The following is a 15,652-nucleotide window of genomic DNA, read 5'->3' on the forward strand; positions in this document are numbered from 1 at the left end:
CATGGGAATTATAAAACTAAAAAATATCAGAACCTACTCCTACCACGGTTGTTTAATCGAAGAAGGAAAAATTGGGTCTGATTATACCGTAAATTTAGAAGTTAAGACTGATCTTAGAAAATCCTGTAATACAGATGATTTGAAAGATACGGTGGATTATGTACTTTTAAATCAAATTGTAGTGGAAGAAATGGCCATACGTTCCGATTTACTAGAACATGTGGCGCACCGAATCATCACTCGGATTTTTGAAGAAATTCCTGAGATTTCCAGAATTAATGTAGCGGTTTCTAAACTAAATCCACCTATTGGTGGTGATGTTGAAGCAGTTACTATTGAAATGGAAGAATACAGAAGTTAATTTTTAAAAAAATTAACTATTTTTAAAATATTTTTTTAAACTTTTAAACTTTAAATTTTTAAACTCTAAACTTTTTAAGTACTTTTGCCGTCCATTCAATAATGGCGTCGTGGCCGAGTGGCTAGGCTGGGCTCTGCAAAAGCTCCTACTCCGGTTCGAATCCGGACGATGCCTCAAGAACCTTCAAAGCAATTTGGAGGTTTTTTTTATGTCTAAGCTTTAAAGAAAAATCATGTAATTATATCTTTAGACAAGCGAGTCCAAAGGCTTCAGGAGAAGATTTAAAATAATAGGCGTTTTTTGGAAAATAATAAAATAATAAAGCCTTACTTCTATATGTCTAGGAGTAAGGCTTTATTATTTTAAAAAACAGCGCTTCCTTTTTATTTAATCAATTTTTTCAAATGCTTTTTTAACTAATTCTTTTTCTTCCGGGAACCAGCCTTGGGTGATTAGTACTATACCAAATACCATCATTACAATACTGATTCCTTTTTTTATTTTGAGAATATTTACTGGAGTTAATTTTGTTTTTAATTGCTTTGCCAATAGTATTTTAATACAATCAATAAATAGATAAGTACTAATTACAGTAATGAAGAACGTGACCATTCTTGGTGTTTGCATATCTAATTTAGGTCCTACTGAAATAATGATTGCCAACCAAAAACCAAGGACACCAATATTGATAATATTTAATAAAAATCCTTTTATAAAAAGGCTTAAATAATTTTTCTTGACTATTTCTCTGTCGATAATATCTGTATTAATTTTCTCTTCTTTTTTTAATTGAATGAAAGAAATTATACCATAAACTACCATTAATACTCCTCCAAAAATAAAAAGTGCAGGTTGATCTTTTAAACTTTGAATTAATCTATAACTTCCTAAATAAGCTATACCTATAAAAATAATATCTCCTAAAATAACGCCTAAATCAAACACTAAAGCGGCTCTAAATCCTTTTATAATACTTGTTTCCAATAAAATAAAAAAGACAGGTCCAATCATAAAACTCAAAAAAATTCCCCAAGGAATACCGGATAAAATATCGTTTATCATTAATAATTTAAATTTATTTCTATAGTATCTAAACTAAAGTACTAATTTTTTTCTAAAATAGTACCACCAATGAAAACTTCCTTGTTAATTTGTTTTGGTTTCCCGTAGATAAAAATAGAGCCCCCAGCTTTTACTTTTGCATCCACTAATGTAGTAGCATAGATTTCTGATTTTCCTCCTGCTGCAACGCTTATTGTCGTTTGAGATGTATGTAAATCCATTGCTTTTAGAATTCCACCTGAAGTGATCCCTACATTTTGGTTAACAGCTTTGCCTGACAAATCAATTATTCCCCCTGCGTTTGCTTTTACATTTACTTTATCAACTGCTATTTCTAACTTTATTTCTCCTCCTGATTTAGCATTCAAATCTAAAATGGTTTGCTTTACAATAGTTTCACTTGAAACATAACTTCCTTCACTGACAGCAATACTTTCAAGCGCTTTAAAATATAATTTTACAGAAATATCTTCCCCTGAAAGTAATTGTGGAAAAGGCATTCTTATTTTTAATTCTCCATTTTTATTTACTGTTTCAACTTCGTCAGCTCGAGCTCCGGTTATAACTATTTTATTTTCTGAGGCAGCAATTAGTTTTACGTTGATTTTATCAAATACTTTCAATTCGTTAAAATCACCTAAATTTCTTGACACTTGTGCAAATGTTAGTTGGCATACCAACGCACATGCAAAAAAAAGTACTTTTTTCATTTCATTTTATTTTGATGGTTCTTCAATTCTTCTTAAAAAATTAAAATCCAATTGTTTTTTAACTAAATCGGCATTTTTTACTTTAACGTAAATTTCATCTCCTAATTGTAATAATTTACCAGAAGTTGCGCCAGTTAGTGCATATTGTTTCTCATCAAAAGTGTAATAATCGTCTTTAATATCGCGTATTCTGCACATACCTTCACATTTATTCTCAATGATTTCCACGTAAATCCCCCATTCTGTCACACCTGAAATTACGCCCAAAAATTCCTGATCCTGATGATCTTGCATGTATTTTACCTGCATGTATTTGATAGAATCACGTTCCGCATTTGTAGCTAAACCTTCCATGGTGGAGGAATGCAAACATTTTGTTTCATAGGTTTCTTCATCTACAGATTTACCGCCATCCAGATAATGCTGTAACAATCTGTGTACCATCACATCGGGATAGCGACGAATTGGTGAGGTAAAATGGGAATAATAATCGAAAGCTAAACCATAATGACCAATATTATCCGTAGAATATTTAGCTTTACTCATGCTTCTAATCGCAAGAGTATCAATTAAATTTTGCTCTTTTTTACCATTCACTTCTTCCATTAATGCATTTAGAGATTTTGAAATATCGCCTTTATTTCTAAAATCTATTTTATAACCAAACTTAGCAATTACCGTTTGCATAGCAATTAATTTATCTTCATTAGGTTCATCATGAATCCTGTAGATAAAAGTTTTTGTCTGTTTACCAATATACTCAGCAACTTTTTTATTAGCCAAAAGCATAAATTCTTCAATTAAATGATTGGCATCCTTAGAAACTTTAAAATACACGCCTTTTGGTTCACCAGCTTCATCTAAATTGAATTTTACTTCTACTTTATCAAAAGAAATGGCTCCATCGGCCATTCTTCTTTTTCTAAATATTTTAGCTAATTCATCCATTTTTAGTGTAGCAGCAACGATTGCTTCCGATACTTGATAGGAACTTCCAGTTATAGAAATTTCTTCTGGAATCACATCGTCTTTCGTTTCTATGATGTACTGCGCTTCTTCATATGAGAATCGTTGATCCGAATAAATTACAGTTCTACCAAACCATTGATTCACTACCTGTGACTTTTCAGTAATTTCGAATATTGCTGAAAAAGTATATTTTTCTTCATTTGGGCGTAAAGAACATGCAAAATTTGATAGTACTTCAGGCAACATTGGCACTACTCTATCTACTAAATAAACGGAAGTCGCTCTTTGATACGCTTCATCATCCAGGATCGTTCCTTCTTGCAAATAATGGGAAACATCGGCAATATGAATACCAATTTCGTAATTGCCATTCTCTAATTTTTTAAATGATAAGGCATCATCAAAATCCTTAGCATCCTTTGGATCAATGGTAAAAGTCAACGTATCGCGCATATCGCGGCGTTTGGCAATTTCACTTTCTGCTATTGATGTATCTATTTTTTGAGCAAAGGTTTCTACTTCTATGGGAAACTCTGATGGTAAACCGTATTCCGCTAAAATGGCATGAATCTCTGTATCGTGCTCTCCTGGTTTTCCTAAAACTTTTATTACGGAACCAAAAGGACTATCTGCTTTAGCCGGCCAATCTTCGATATGAACTAAAACTACATCACCTTGTTCTGCTTCGCCTATTTTATCTTTTGGAATAAAAATGTCAGTATACATTTTCGGATTTGCCGTAGAAACAAAAGCAAAATTTGCCTGTATGTCAATTACCCCAACAAAATCGGTTTTATTTCTTTCAACTACTTCAATCACTTCACCTTCAGGTCTTTTTCCTTTTCTACGGTTATAAACATAAACTTTTACAATATCTTTGTCTAAAGCATGGTTCAGATTATTGGTTGGAATAAAGACATCTTCGTCCATTTCCGGACACACAAAATAAGCCGTTTTACGTCCGGTCATATCTATTTTACCTTCGTAATAATCCTTACTTACCGCTTTCACTAAGTATTTACCCGGTTCTGATTCTATAATTTTATTTTGCGAAGCTAAAATCTTCAAATCTTTGATAATTTGATTTCTGCTTTCGGTGTCATCCAACTCCAGCTTTGCTCCTATTTGTTTATAATTGAATGCTTTATTAGCACTTTGCGATAATATCTTTAGTATTTTATCAGAGAAGTCTTTCTCTTTTTTTATCGGCTTTCTTAATCTTTTACTCATAAATCTGTTCTTAAAAGTCTAAAATTACAAAATACTAAACTGTTTTCAGTACTCCATACCTAGTTTTAAAGAAAATATAACTTTAAAGAATAGTTGTATCTTTATAAAAAGAATCTAAAATGGAAGAATTTGAAACAATTGCTATTTTTAATTATTCTCATGAAATTATAGTTTTAAAGCATTTATTAGAGCAAGAGAACATAAATTATTTTTTTGAAAACGAAACATTAGTCTCAATCGATCCGTTTGGCAGTTTTGCATACGGTGGAATCAAACTTAAAATTCACTTCAATGATTTTGTTACAGTTCAACAATTATTAGATAACTTAAATAATAATTTGACAATTGTTTAAATGTATAATCCGATTAAAATCTAATTTTTGAAAGTCTTATTTTTTTGAAAGTTGTCAACATATATTAATATAAACAAAAAGAAAAATTAAATTTAAATTATTTTTTGGTTGTTATTATAGCTTGTTAATAGTGGCAATAAATTTATTTTAATTTGTATTATAATCAAGAAAAAAGATTTTATTGGTACTTATCAACATAGTTATTGTAGTGTAATGTATTCGTTTTAAACCCTTTTTATATTTTAATTAACAATGGTTGATAACCTAAAAGCTATTGATTTTGTAAATAACTTGGTTTACCTTTTTTTGTTGATAACCTACTTTTTAGTATTAATAACTATTCTAAAAATTCAAGTAAATAAACTAGGATATAAAAGTTGGGTTTTGGATTACTTATTTTTTATTTATAACACAAAAATACTTCTCAGAATCTATCTAAAGTTATGAACACTCACTGTTAATTTAAAGTTAACTGAATATCAAGCAATTGCATTTTGCTATTAACAATGTAAATTTTTAACATTTAGTCTAAAGATTACCTATTGATTTACAGTTATTTATAGATTTAATAAAAATAGATCCCTACTACTAATTAAATAATAATGTGGTAGTTATAAACCATTGTATGCATTTAATTTTAAAAGTTTATTTAAAAACAAATAATCTAATAAAGAATAGAGATTTAAATGAATCAAAATAGATTACTTTATTAAATTTGCATCACACAACTTATACATATACTATGAAAATCTCAATAGGAAACGATCATGCAGGCCCAGATTATAAAAAGGCAATTGTTGAAATGCTTAAAGCAAAAGGACATGAAGTAATTAATTACGGAACAGATTCAGTAGAGAGTGTGGATTACCCTGATTTTGGGCGTCCCGTTGCTATGGATGTTTCAGAAGGAATAGCTGATTTTGGAATTGTTATTTGCGGTAGTGGTAACGGTATCTCCATGACGGTTAATAAGCAGTCTAAAGTACGTGCGGCTTTATGTTGGATGAAAGAAATTGCGGTTTTGGCTCGCCAACACAATGATGCAAATATTATTAGTATTCCCGCTCGTTACACTTCAATTCCACAAGCAATAGAAATGGTTGAGGCATTCTTGAACACCGAATTTGAAGGTGGAAGACACCAAAATAGAGTCGATAAAATTTCTTATTAAGAATTTTTATTGACTGGATTTATATAAATTTAGTTAACGCATTGACTGAATTACTATTTTTCTATTGTATTTGGTTTAGATTTCTAAACCAAATACAATAGAAAAATATTTAAAAAAAACACTATTTCAAGATTTTTATAAAAAAGTACTTCCTAATAAAGTATTGATTTTAGTGGTTCTCGTTAAGTTGAAAAAACGGAACCAATAAAAAAGTACCTTGAAACTATTCCTACGGGAAGCTATTGGTAATTGAACGAGAAGATCTGAATGATATTAATATACTCAAGGAACGTTCAGTAGCAAATTACAAGCGGTTATTACTCAATATTGATTTGCTGCTTACAGACGAAGCTCAAACAATTCCAAATATTGGTTTGATTCTAAAATTAATTGTGGATTCTATTGAAGCAATCAAAACCATTGCGACAAGTTCTTCTCTATTTGATTTAAACAATATTCTTGGCGAACCACTAGTAGGACGAAAAAATACTTTGTATCTTTTTCCATTGGCATAAATGGAGTTTTCAATGCAAGAAAATTACTTGGCAGCAGAACGCGTTAAATAACAAAATTATCTAAAAATAAAGAATAATTATTTCTGGCGCACTTAAGATTGGCAAGAACTAGATTGGCTTGAAGAAAAGGGAGAAAAACTGGCTGAATTTGAGTTTAAGTGGAATGAAACCAAAAAAGTTAAAATTCCTGCTGCTTTCGCCAAAGCCTAACCAGATGCTACTTTTGAAGCAATCAACAAGAGTAATTATTTAGATTTTATAACATAGAAATACGCTGTAAAAAACTGCAGTACAATAATTAAAAAAAACTTCCATAAAAAAGATATTTTTGAAATTTTATGTCGGAAAAAAAGCATCGCTAATCCAGCACCAATTGTTCCGCCAATTACACTCGTAAACAATAAATTACGTTCTGAAACCCGCCATTTTTGTTGTATAGCGAGCCATTTATCTAGTGCTGTTATTGAAAAGGCAACTACATTAATCAGCGGAAAATACCAGAATAAAAAAGACATGAATAAGGAGTTTTGACTCAAAGGTAGTATTTTAGCAACATGATTTTATAATCCGACATTTAAAATGACCAACATACAATTTATCTCGAAGTCCGTTGCTACAGCAGCGATAAACATTCAAAATACCGTTCAATTATTACAAGAGGATTGTACGATTCCATTCATTTCGCGGTATCGAAAAGATACCACAGGAAATCTAGACGAGGTTTTTATTGAGCAAATTGCAAAGCTTCAAAAAGAATACGAAGTTATCGTAAAACGTAAAGAAGCGATTTTAAAATCGATTCAGGAACAAAATGCGCTTAGTCTAGAAGTAGAAAAAAAAATCCAGCAAAGTTTTGATTTGAAAGAATTGGAAGATTTTTACCTGCCTTTTAAAAAGAAAAAAAAAACCAAAGCTGATGTTGCCCGTGAAAACGGATTGGAACCGTTAGCAAAAATCATTATGGCGCAAAATAATGACGATGTCGATTTTATATCCACCCAATATTTGAATGAAAATATCATTAATGAAGAAGCTGCGCTGCAAGGAGCGAGAGACATTATTGCAGAGTGGATTAATGAAAATATTTATGTTCGTAAGCAACTCCGAAGATTGTACGAACGCAAAGCCACCATTACCACCAAAGTAGTAAAAGCTAAAAAGGATGATGAAGCAGGGCAGAAATTCAGTCAGTATTTCGATTGGTCAGAACCACTAGCTAAAGCGCCTTCACACCGATTATTAGCCATGCTTCGTGCCGAAAATGAAGGTTTTATCAAGTGTAAAGTAGCAGTTGATGCGGATGAAGCCTATGATAGTATTGATGCATTAATCCTAAAAAGTCAAAACAGCACAACACCTCACATACAATTAGCTATAGCGGATAGTTACAAAAGATTGCTGAATCCAGCAATTTCAAATGAAGCATTGCAAGAAGCGAAAGCTAAGGCTGATGCCAATTCTATTCAGGTTTTCGCGAATAATTTGAGTCAATTATTACTGGCTCCGCCTTTGGGTGAAAAACGAATTCTAGCAATTGATCCCGGATTTAGAAGTGGTTGTAAAATTGTTTGCTTGGACGAAAAAGGGGATTTGTTGTATAACGAAACTATTTATCCGCATGCCCCTCAAAAAGAGGAGGCAATGGCAATGAAAAAAATCCGTTCGATGGTCAATTCGTATAAAATTGATGCGATTTCAATAGGAAATGGAACGGCTTCAAGAGAAACTGAATTCTTCATCAAGAAAATAGCTTTTGATAAACCAGTTCAGGTTTTTATCGTTTCTGAGGCTGGAGCATCGGTGTATTCCGCTTCAAAAATCGCTCGAGAAGAATTTCCGAATTATGATGTGACGGTTCGTGGTTCAGTTTCAATCGGACGAAGACTCTCAGATCCTTTGGCAGAGTTGGTAAAAATTGACCCAAAAGCCATTGGCGTAGGGCAATACCAACATGACGTAGATCAAAATAAATTAAAAGAAGAATTAGATAATACGGTGATTCGTTGTGTGAATTCGGTTGGAATAAATATCAATACGGCAAGCAAGCATTTGTTGAGTTATGTGAGTGGAATAGGAGAGAAGCTAGCTGAAAATATTGTACACTACCGTTTAGAAAACGGCCCTTTTACAGATCGAAAACAATTGAAAAAAGTACCGCGTTTGGGCGAAAAAGCCTATCAACAGGGTGTTGCTTTTATCCGAATTTCGAATGCAAAAAACCCATTGGATAATTCAGCAGTGCATCCGGAAGCGTATGCAATTGTGGAGAAAATGGCAAAAGATTTGAAATTGACGGTGCATGATTTGATTGCTAATAAAGAAAAAACCGCTTTAATAAAAACAGAAAATTACATTACGCCTGAGATTGGGGTATTGGGTTTAAAAGATATTATCAAAGAACTCGAAAAACCGGGATTAGACCCCAGAAAATCAGCCAAAGTATTTGAATTTGACCCCAATGTAAAAACGATTAAGGACTTAAAAACAGGAATGATTTTGCCTGGAATAGTGAATAACATTACCAATTTTGGTTGTTTTGTAGATGTTGGAGTCAAAGAAAGCGGTTTGGTTCATATCTCACAACTCAAAGCAGGTTTTGTAAGCGATGTGAATGAAGTGGTGAAATTACATCAACACGTTGAGGTAAAAGTAACGGAAGTAGATGAGGACAGAAAGAGAATTCAGTTGAGTATGATACTTTAAAACAAAAAAAATGCTTTTCGATTGAAAAGCATTTTTTTTATTTTGTTTCTTCTTCTTCTTTTTTATCAGCTGGTTGTGGGTCTTTGGCTGCGTTTTTGAATTCTTTTATTCCGCTTCCTAGACCTTTCATTAATTCTGGGATTTTTTTACCTCCAAAAAGTAATAAAACAATGGCCAATATAACAAGGATTTCTGTAACACCTAATCTTCCCATGATAGAATAATTTATTGCCGAAGCAAATTTGTAATAAACCTAAGAGCAAAGGTATATAGAATAAGTTAACACTAACTCATTTTGTTGCATTTATTTGGTTTCAAAAGCGTTAAAAATTTATTAAAAATATATTATGGTTCAGAATAGTTGCCTATAATAACCGAATACAATCAATGACAATAATTGTTATATTTGTTCAATAATAAAAAAACATGTCTAAAAAAAGGCTAAAACGGCGTAAAATAAAGGAAAAACTATTCAATAAACTCCGTTTAATAATTCTAAACGAAGATACATTTGAAGAAACTTTTTCATTGAAGCTGACCTTAATGAATGTTTTTGTGGTAGCGACTTTAGGAGCAATAATTATTATATTTGTTACAACTTTAATTATTGCTTTTACTCCTTTACGAGAATTTATACCCGGTTACTCTTCCTCAAAATTGAAGAAGGATGCCATGGAACTGGCTTTGAAATCAGATTCTTTATCCCGAGCCTTAAAGAAAAACGAAGTGTATATCCAATCCATTCAAAAAGTATTGACAGGCGAGTTAGAATATACAAAATTCAATAAAGATTCGATACTTTCGGCAGCAGATGACGTACCTTCTAAAACTAAATTATCTGCATCAAAACAGGAATTGGAATTGAGAGAACAAGTAGCGAAAGAAGAAAAAAATTACATCTCAACCTCGGCTGGGAAGAAGTAGAAAAACAGAATAAAAAGCATCTTTCAATTTTATAAGAACAAAAATTAAAATGTCAATAAAAGCAATTGCTGCAAAATTATTTGCACAAAAAATATACAAGAAAACACAACTTTGGGCCAATAATCCAATCGAAACTCAAAAGAAGGTTTTGCAAAAATTAATCAAAGAAGCGAAGAAAACGCAGTTTGGGATTGATCATCATTTTGACCAAATAAAAACGGTAAAGGATTTTGCAAAACAAGTTCCTATTCGGGATTATGAAGCACTGAAACCTTATGTTGATCAAGCTGTACAAGGTGTAGAAAATGTTCTTTGGAAAGGAAAACCTCTTTATTTTGCTAAGACTTCCGGGACTACTTCTGGGGCTAAATACATTCCGTTGACCAAGGAATCCATGCCTTTTCATATTGAGGCAGCCCGAAATGCAATTCTACATTATATTCATGAAACTGGAAACGCAGATTTTGTTGACGGCAAAATGATTTTTTTACAAGGGAGTCCAATCTTAGAAGAAAAAAACGGAGTTAAACTAGGAAGATTGTCAGGTATTGTAGCCCATTTTGTTCCAAAATACCTTCAAAAAAATAGAATGCCTTCCTGGAAAACCAATTGTATTGAAGATTGGGAAACCAAAGTGAATGCCATTGTTGAAGAGACATTCAACGAAAATATGGCAGTAATTTCCGGGATTCCATCTTGGGTACAAATGTATTTTGAAAAATTGCATCAAAAAGGAGGAAAGCCAGTTGGGGACATCTTTAAAAATTTCAATTTGTTTATTTACGGCGGTGTCAATTACGAGCCCTATCGCGCTAAATTTGAAAATCTGATAGGTAGAAAAGTAGATAGTATTGAATTATTTCCAGCTTCCGAAGGATTTTTTGCGTACCAGGATTCCCAAAAAGAGAAAGGGATGTTATTGTTGTTGAACTCCGGAATTTTTTATGAATTTATAAAAAGCGATGAATTTCACACCGAAAATCCTACACGATATACAATTGGAGAAGTGGAACTAGGCGTGAATTATGTTTTAATTATTTCCACTAATGCGGGACTTTGGGGGTATAATATTGGGGATACGGTACAATTTACCAGTTTAAAACCATACCGAATAATTGTTTCGGGAAGAATCAAACATTATATTTCGGCTTTTGGGGAACATGTAATTGGCAAAGAGGTAGAAAGTGCATTGCAGGAGGCTATTGTAGGGACTACAATTCGAATTAATGAATTTACAGTGGCGCCACAAATTAATCCATCTAAAGGGTTGCCGTATCATGAATGGTATATAGAATTTGAGAACGAACCCGAAGATAGCCTATCTTTTGCGGAAGCACTCGACAATGCGATGCGAAAACAGAATATGTATTATGATGATCTAATTGTGGGCAAAGTGCTCCAAAAAGTGGTAGTCACCAAAGTAGCCAAAAATGGTTTTCAGGAGTATATGAAATCCATCGGCAAGCTGGGTGGTCAAAATAAAATTCCAAGGCTCTCTAATGACAGAAACATAGTAGATTTATTAAGAAGTAAATAAATACCATACCTTTGAAGGTTAGGAAATAAATAGAAAATGAAAGAAACCAAAAATATATCACGCTCCAGAGCACAAGAATCATCGGCAGCAATTGAAAAAATGTACATCACCATGCGGCACCTTTTTAACAGAGGATTTTACAAACCGATGGGAATTTCTGGGGATACATTGCGGGAAGCATTATTAGCATTACGACCAGAAATTTATGGAAATATTGCCGAGGAAAAAGTAGAACTGAACGGACTTTTATATGTTATTGAGCGTCTTCCGGTAGGAATCGAAGAATGCCGTTTTATAAATTTGACTTCGGAAGAAGGCTATTCTAAATCGCATTTTCAAGCGATTGTACCGCCAAAAAGACGCCGTAATTGTTACCGAATTGATGAGGAACAAATGAATGTGGAGATTACTCGCGGACGCTCGGATATTTATGATATTTTGACGCATTTGACCTTTATATTTATTGAATCCCACAAAATTAGAAACAGGGTTTTATTGGATGATGCCGGTGAAGTTTCCCGCGACTGGTTTAAACTAGAGCAGGCTGTTTCTCAAAAGAAAAAACTGACTCTGGTAGAAAAAGAGAAAGCCATTTCCCATGCTGCGAATATTCTGGGACGAACATTTGAAGAAGTGCTGGATATTTATGACGCTTTTGGGTCAGCAGCTGCACCAGATCGCTTTTTGCATGTTATATTTTGGTTGGGGAAACTCGCCATTGAAGAAATTGTAGACGATAATAAAAGAACGATTACCTTTAGTCCCATACTACGAGAACGATTGGGACACCACATTCACGGAGAAATATGGGCGACTAATATCAAGGAGGTTTTAAAAGAAAACCAACTTTTGGACCGTCCAATCCATGTAATTAGTGCGAATATGCACAGTGTGATGAATTCTATTTTTGCTACTGAAGTCCTAAAAACCAAGTTCAAAGACAAATCGGATTTCTATATTTATGAGGAATTGAGCAAGTCAGGGGCTCATGAGGTCAGAAATCAAGTAGAAGACATGGCCTTGAAATATGGAATGATCTCCTTGCCGGATACCTCAGGTACAAATATTGATGTTCAGATTTTTGATACAGCCAAAATTGAATGGGCCAAAACTGCATTTCCTAAAGCCAATACGGGAGCTAAAAAACCGGTACTAATTGTCATGGATTATGCATTTGGGGAACAGGCTTACGAAACCATTGATGAGTTATTGAAACCGTTTAAAAAAGACACCTTATTGAATGTAGAATCAGTTTCTATAATGGGTAAAGCGGGAATTCTAGAGGGCGGGAAAGGAGATATTATGATTCCAAATGCTCACATTAACGAAGGAACCGCTGATAATTATTTTTTTAAAAATGAATTAACGGCTGAAATGTTTGAAGGAAATGACATTGCAGTTTTTGCAGGGCCAATGGTCACGGTTTTGGGAACTTCCTTGCAAAATCGAGATTTATTAAAGTTTTTCCATGAATCGACTTGGGGAATTATTGGGTTAGAAATGGAAGGTTCCTATTATCAGAAAGCCATTCAATCCGCATCAAAAATTAGAAAGAGCGTTCCTCATGATGTAAAGGTAAGGTATGCGTATTATGCCTCAGACAATCCTTTGGAAACCGGAAGCACATTGGCTTCAGGCGGTTTGGGAACTTCAGGTGTAAAACCCACCTATTTGATTACGATTAAAATATTAGAACAAATTTTCAACGTAAAATAAAGATATAAATGAGTACAAACGTACCCAATAATCAAGACGATCAAGAAATTGATTTGATGCAAATTTCTAGAAAAATACGGGTTTTATTCCAAGATTTTAATACATTTTTATTCAGATGCATTCGGTTTTTTGTGAAAAGTGCGGTTGTAATTTTGATTTTGTTGGTAGTAGGAGTAGGAGTAGGGTCTTATTTAGATGCGACAAAAAAAATCTATAATCACAAAATCATTGTTACTCCAAATTTTGGGAGTACGGATTATTTATATTCCAAAATAGACTTAATTGAATCCAAAATCAAAGAAGGAGATACTCTTTTTCTTAAAGAAATTGTAGGGATAAAAGAGCCCAATAAGTTAGTGAAAATGGAAATCAAACCCATAACGGATGTTTATAAATTTATTGAAAATAAAACTGAAAACTTCGAATTAATCAAGTTAATGGCAGAGGGCGGAGAAATAAAAAATATTCTTGAAGACAATTTGACAAGTAAGAATTATAAATTTCACACGATTTTTTTCCAAACAAAAGAAGTGACAACGGAAAAATCTGCCATTGAGCCATTGTTGCATTTTTTAAATGAATCAGAATACTATTCGAAAGTACAGCAAGAAATGGTTAATAATATTCAGTTAAAAACAGTTCAGAATGATACAATTATAGCCCAAATAGATGCTGTTTTAAACGGCTTTTCGAATACCATAAGAGGAGCTAAAAGCAATAATCTAGTGTACTATAATGAGAACACGCAACTGAATGATGTTATTAAAACGAAAGAGGCTTTAATTAATGAACAAGGAGATTCTAGAGTAGAACTGGTGGGTTTAAATAAGATCATTAAAGACAACAGTTCAACATTAAATATAGAAAACACCACTTCAGTTAATGGAAGACTAAAATTGATTTTACCAATTTTATTGGTTTTTATTTTTATTATAATTCGTTTATTTTCAGATTTCTATAAAAATCAAATGATGAAATCAAAAATGAGTTAATACTTTTAAAACTCAATATAATCAAGTATAATTTTAATTAATCAGTTGCTGTTTTTTCCTGCAATTTTGAAAAAATAAATATGGGTTTCAGTAAAATAAAAAAAAATCCATTTGTCTTGCAGAGTATAAAAACGATGTTGTTACGAATTATAGGTGTAATTACTCTTTTTGGTTTTTCATTGTTTTTAACCCATAATTACGACCCGAAAATCATTGGTCAATTTGACTTTATACGAATGGTTTTATTAGTTTTAAGCAGCATTTGTGTTCTTGGTACGGATCAATCCATATTATATTTTACAGGGATTTTAAAAAGTAAAAATGAACTAGAAAAATTAAAGTCGATTTATAAAAAAATTGTTTTACTTATTTTGTTGCTGTGTTTACTCGTATTGCTTGTGTTTTTTAGCATTGGTCAAAATAAGATTAATTTATTCTTTAATGATAAAAGCAGTTATGTTTTGATAGCAAAAGCAATTATTACGTTGTTTTTCTATTCAATAACCTTGTTTAATACGGAAACAATTAGAGCCTTGGATAAGATTTATATTGCTGAATTATTTAGAAATACGTTTAAGTATGTTTCCGTTATTTTTGGGGCTGTAATTTTGTTTTATTATCATCAGGAACGCTATTTAGTAGATACTTTTTTGATAGGATTTGTTGCACTTGGGAGTATAACAACGGTTATTATTTTTCGCCTTTTCAAAAAAGAAAAAGACGATTCCGTTCACCCTACTGTCACAAATCCTTTTACGTATTCTTTTATTGCATACAAATCCTACCCTATGGCTATAAGCAGTTTAGCTATTTTTTTAATGATGACTTTTGATATTGTGTTTTTAAAAAAATTTAAAGGTGATGAAGCGGTTGCTTATTATGCTATTGCGATGAAGTTAGTTTCTATTTTGTTTATGATCAATAATTCAGTCTATATTTCAGTTTCATTAAAAATCGCACAACTTTATACGGTTAACAATAAAAAAGAACTATTAACAGCATTGAAACACAGTGCCCGGATGATTGTTTGGCTGACTGTACCGGTAGTTGTATTGGTTTGTTTGTTTTCTGAAAATATTTTATATTTCTTTGGAGAAAATTACATTCAAAGTAAACAAGCACTTTTGATATTAATGGTGGGACAATTGTTGGCTTCTTTTTTTGGAGTATCCGCTATATATTTGAATATGACAGGTAGACAAAGTATTTTTCAAATGGTGCTAGTTGTTGCGGTTCTACTCAACTTAATTTTAAATATAGTATTAATCCCAATGTATTCTATGACGGGAGCAGCAATTGCTTTTGTTTCAAGTTTGCTCTTTTGGAATATCGTTACTGCAATAATTGTCTACAGGAAAGATAGATTACTGATAATATTCCATTAAAATAAAAGGAAAGAAAGAGTATCT

15 protein-coding genes and 1 tRNA gene are annotated in these 15,652 nt (G+C 32.4%); 11 read left to right on the forward strand and 5 right to left on the reverse strand.

Going from position 1 to position 15,652, the window contains the following annotated elements; genetic code table 11:
- The first annotated feature begins 1 nt into the window (after position 1).
- Both folB and ACNQF9_RS04375 read left to right on the forward strand, forming a co-directional pair.
- A complete protein-coding gene (gene folB, locus ACNQF9_RS04370) occupies positions 2-361 on the forward strand; it encodes a dihydroneopterin aldolase (protein ID WP_417959022.1) in 360 nt (119 codons plus the stop codon).
- 103 nt (positions 362-464) lie between these two features.
- Positions 465-535, forward strand: a tRNA-Cys gene (locus ACNQF9_RS04375).
- Between the two features lie 213 nt (positions 536-748).
- On the opposite strand, the gene ACNQF9_RS04380 is transcribed toward ACNQF9_RS04375, so the two are convergent.
- From ACNQF9_RS04380 to rnr, 3 genes are read right to left on the reverse strand one after another with little or no spacing between them, the layout of a single operon-like run.
- A complete protein-coding gene (locus ACNQF9_RS04380; RefSeq protein ID WP_417959023.1) occupies positions 749-1,423 on the reverse strand; it encodes a LysE family translocator in 675 nt (224 codons plus the stop codon).
- Positions 1,424-1,464: 41 nt separating this feature from the next.
- A complete protein-coding gene (locus ACNQF9_RS04385) occupies positions 1,465-2,133 on the reverse strand; it encodes a head GIN domain-containing protein (protein ID WP_417959024.1) in 669 nt (222 codons plus the stop codon).
- Between the two features lie 6 nt (positions 2,134-2,139).
- Positions 2,140-4,332: a ribonuclease R gene (gene rnr, locus ACNQF9_RS04390; RefSeq protein WP_417959025.1), complete on the reverse strand. Its 2,193-nt coding sequence runs from the start codon at positions 4,330-4,332 to the stop codon at positions 2,140-2,142.
- Positions 4,333-4,451: 119 nt separating this feature from the next.
- Between rnr and ACNQF9_RS04395 the strand changes: the two genes are divergently transcribed.
- From ACNQF9_RS04395 to ACNQF9_RS04405, 3 genes are all read left to right on the forward strand, one after another.
- The gene (locus ACNQF9_RS04395; protein ID WP_417959026.1) at positions 4,452-4,685 is read left to right on the forward strand and encodes a DUF2007 domain-containing protein; all 234 of its coding nucleotides are present in this window, start codon (positions 4,452-4,454) and stop codon (positions 4,683-4,685) included.
- A gap of 742 nt (positions 4,686-5,427) precedes the next feature.
- On the forward strand, positions 5,428-5,856 hold the full coding sequence (rpiB, locus tag ACNQF9_RS04400) for a ribose 5-phosphate isomerase B (RefSeq protein ID WP_417959027.1): 429 nt from the start codon (positions 5,428-5,430) through the stop codon (positions 5,854-5,856).
- 242 nt (positions 5,857-6,098) lie between these two features.
- The gene (locus tag ACNQF9_RS04405; RefSeq protein ID WP_417989706.1) at positions 6,099-6,371 is read left to right on the forward strand and encodes an AAA family ATPase; all 273 of its coding nucleotides are present in this window, start codon (positions 6,099-6,101) and stop codon (positions 6,369-6,371) included.
- Positions 6,372-6,616: 245 nt separating this feature from the next.
- Here ACNQF9_RS04405 and ACNQF9_RS04410 read toward each other — a convergent pair whose 3' ends face one another.
- A complete protein-coding gene (locus ACNQF9_RS04410; RefSeq protein ID WP_417959029.1) occupies positions 6,617-6,886 on the reverse strand; it encodes a DUF1294 domain-containing protein in 270 nt (89 codons plus the stop codon).
- Positions 6,887-6,950: 64 nt separating this feature from the next.
- Here ACNQF9_RS04410 and ACNQF9_RS04415 point away from each other — a divergent pair, with 64 nt between their 5' ends.
- Positions 6,951-9,074, forward strand: a complete 2,124-nt coding sequence (locus ACNQF9_RS04415; protein ID WP_417989707.1) for a Tex family protein — start codon at positions 6,951-6,953, stop codon at positions 9,072-9,074.
- 37 nt (positions 9,075-9,111) lie between these two features.
- Here ACNQF9_RS04415 and tatA read toward each other — a convergent pair whose 3' ends face one another.
- The gene (gene tatA / locus ACNQF9_RS04420) at positions 9,112-9,288 is read right to left on the reverse strand and encodes a twin-arginine translocase TatA/TatE family subunit (protein WP_417959031.1); all 177 of its coding nucleotides are present in this window, start codon (positions 9,286-9,288) and stop codon (positions 9,112-9,114) included.
- A 212-nt stretch (positions 9,289-9,500) separates the two neighbouring features.
- On the opposite strand from tatA, the gene ACNQF9_RS04425 reads away from it, so the two are divergent.
- The 5 genes from ACNQF9_RS04425 to ACNQF9_RS04445 all read left to right on the forward strand — a co-directional run bounded on the left by ACNQF9_RS04425 (position 9,501) and on the right by ACNQF9_RS04445 (position 15,628).
- Positions 9,501-9,998: a peptidase gene (locus ACNQF9_RS04425; RefSeq protein WP_417959032.1), complete on the forward strand. Its 498-nt coding sequence runs from the start codon at positions 9,501-9,503 to the stop codon at positions 9,996-9,998.
- 49 nt (positions 9,999-10,047) lie between these two features.
- On the forward strand, positions 10,048-11,535 hold the full coding sequence (locus tag ACNQF9_RS04430) for a GH3 auxin-responsive promoter family protein (RefSeq protein ID WP_417959033.1): 1,488 nt from the start codon (positions 10,048-10,050) through the stop codon (positions 11,533-11,535).
- 36 nt (positions 11,536-11,571) lie between these two features.
- Complete coding sequence (locus ACNQF9_RS04435; RefSeq protein ID WP_417959034.1) at positions 11,572-13,251, forward strand: DUF6909 family protein; 1,680 nt, start codon at positions 11,572-11,574, stop codon at positions 13,249-13,251.
- Between the two features lie 8 nt (positions 13,252-13,259).
- Positions 13,260-14,243 carry a hypothetical protein gene (locus tag ACNQF9_RS04440; RefSeq protein ID WP_417959035.1) on the forward strand — a complete coding sequence of 328 codons (984 nt, stop codon included), beginning with the start codon at positions 13,260-13,262 and terminating at the stop codon, positions 14,241-14,243.
- Between the two features lie 80 nt (positions 14,244-14,323).
- Positions 14,324-15,628: an MATE family efflux transporter gene (locus tag ACNQF9_RS04445; RefSeq protein WP_417989708.1), complete on the forward strand. Its 1,305-nt coding sequence runs from the start codon at positions 14,324-14,326 to the stop codon at positions 15,626-15,628.
- Positions 15,629-15,652: the final 24 nt, after the last annotated feature.

It is taken from the genome of Flavobacterium amylolyticum (assembly GCF_048284335.1).
GTDB lineage: Bacteria > Bacteroidota > Bacteroidia > Flavobacteriales > Flavobacteriaceae > Flavobacterium.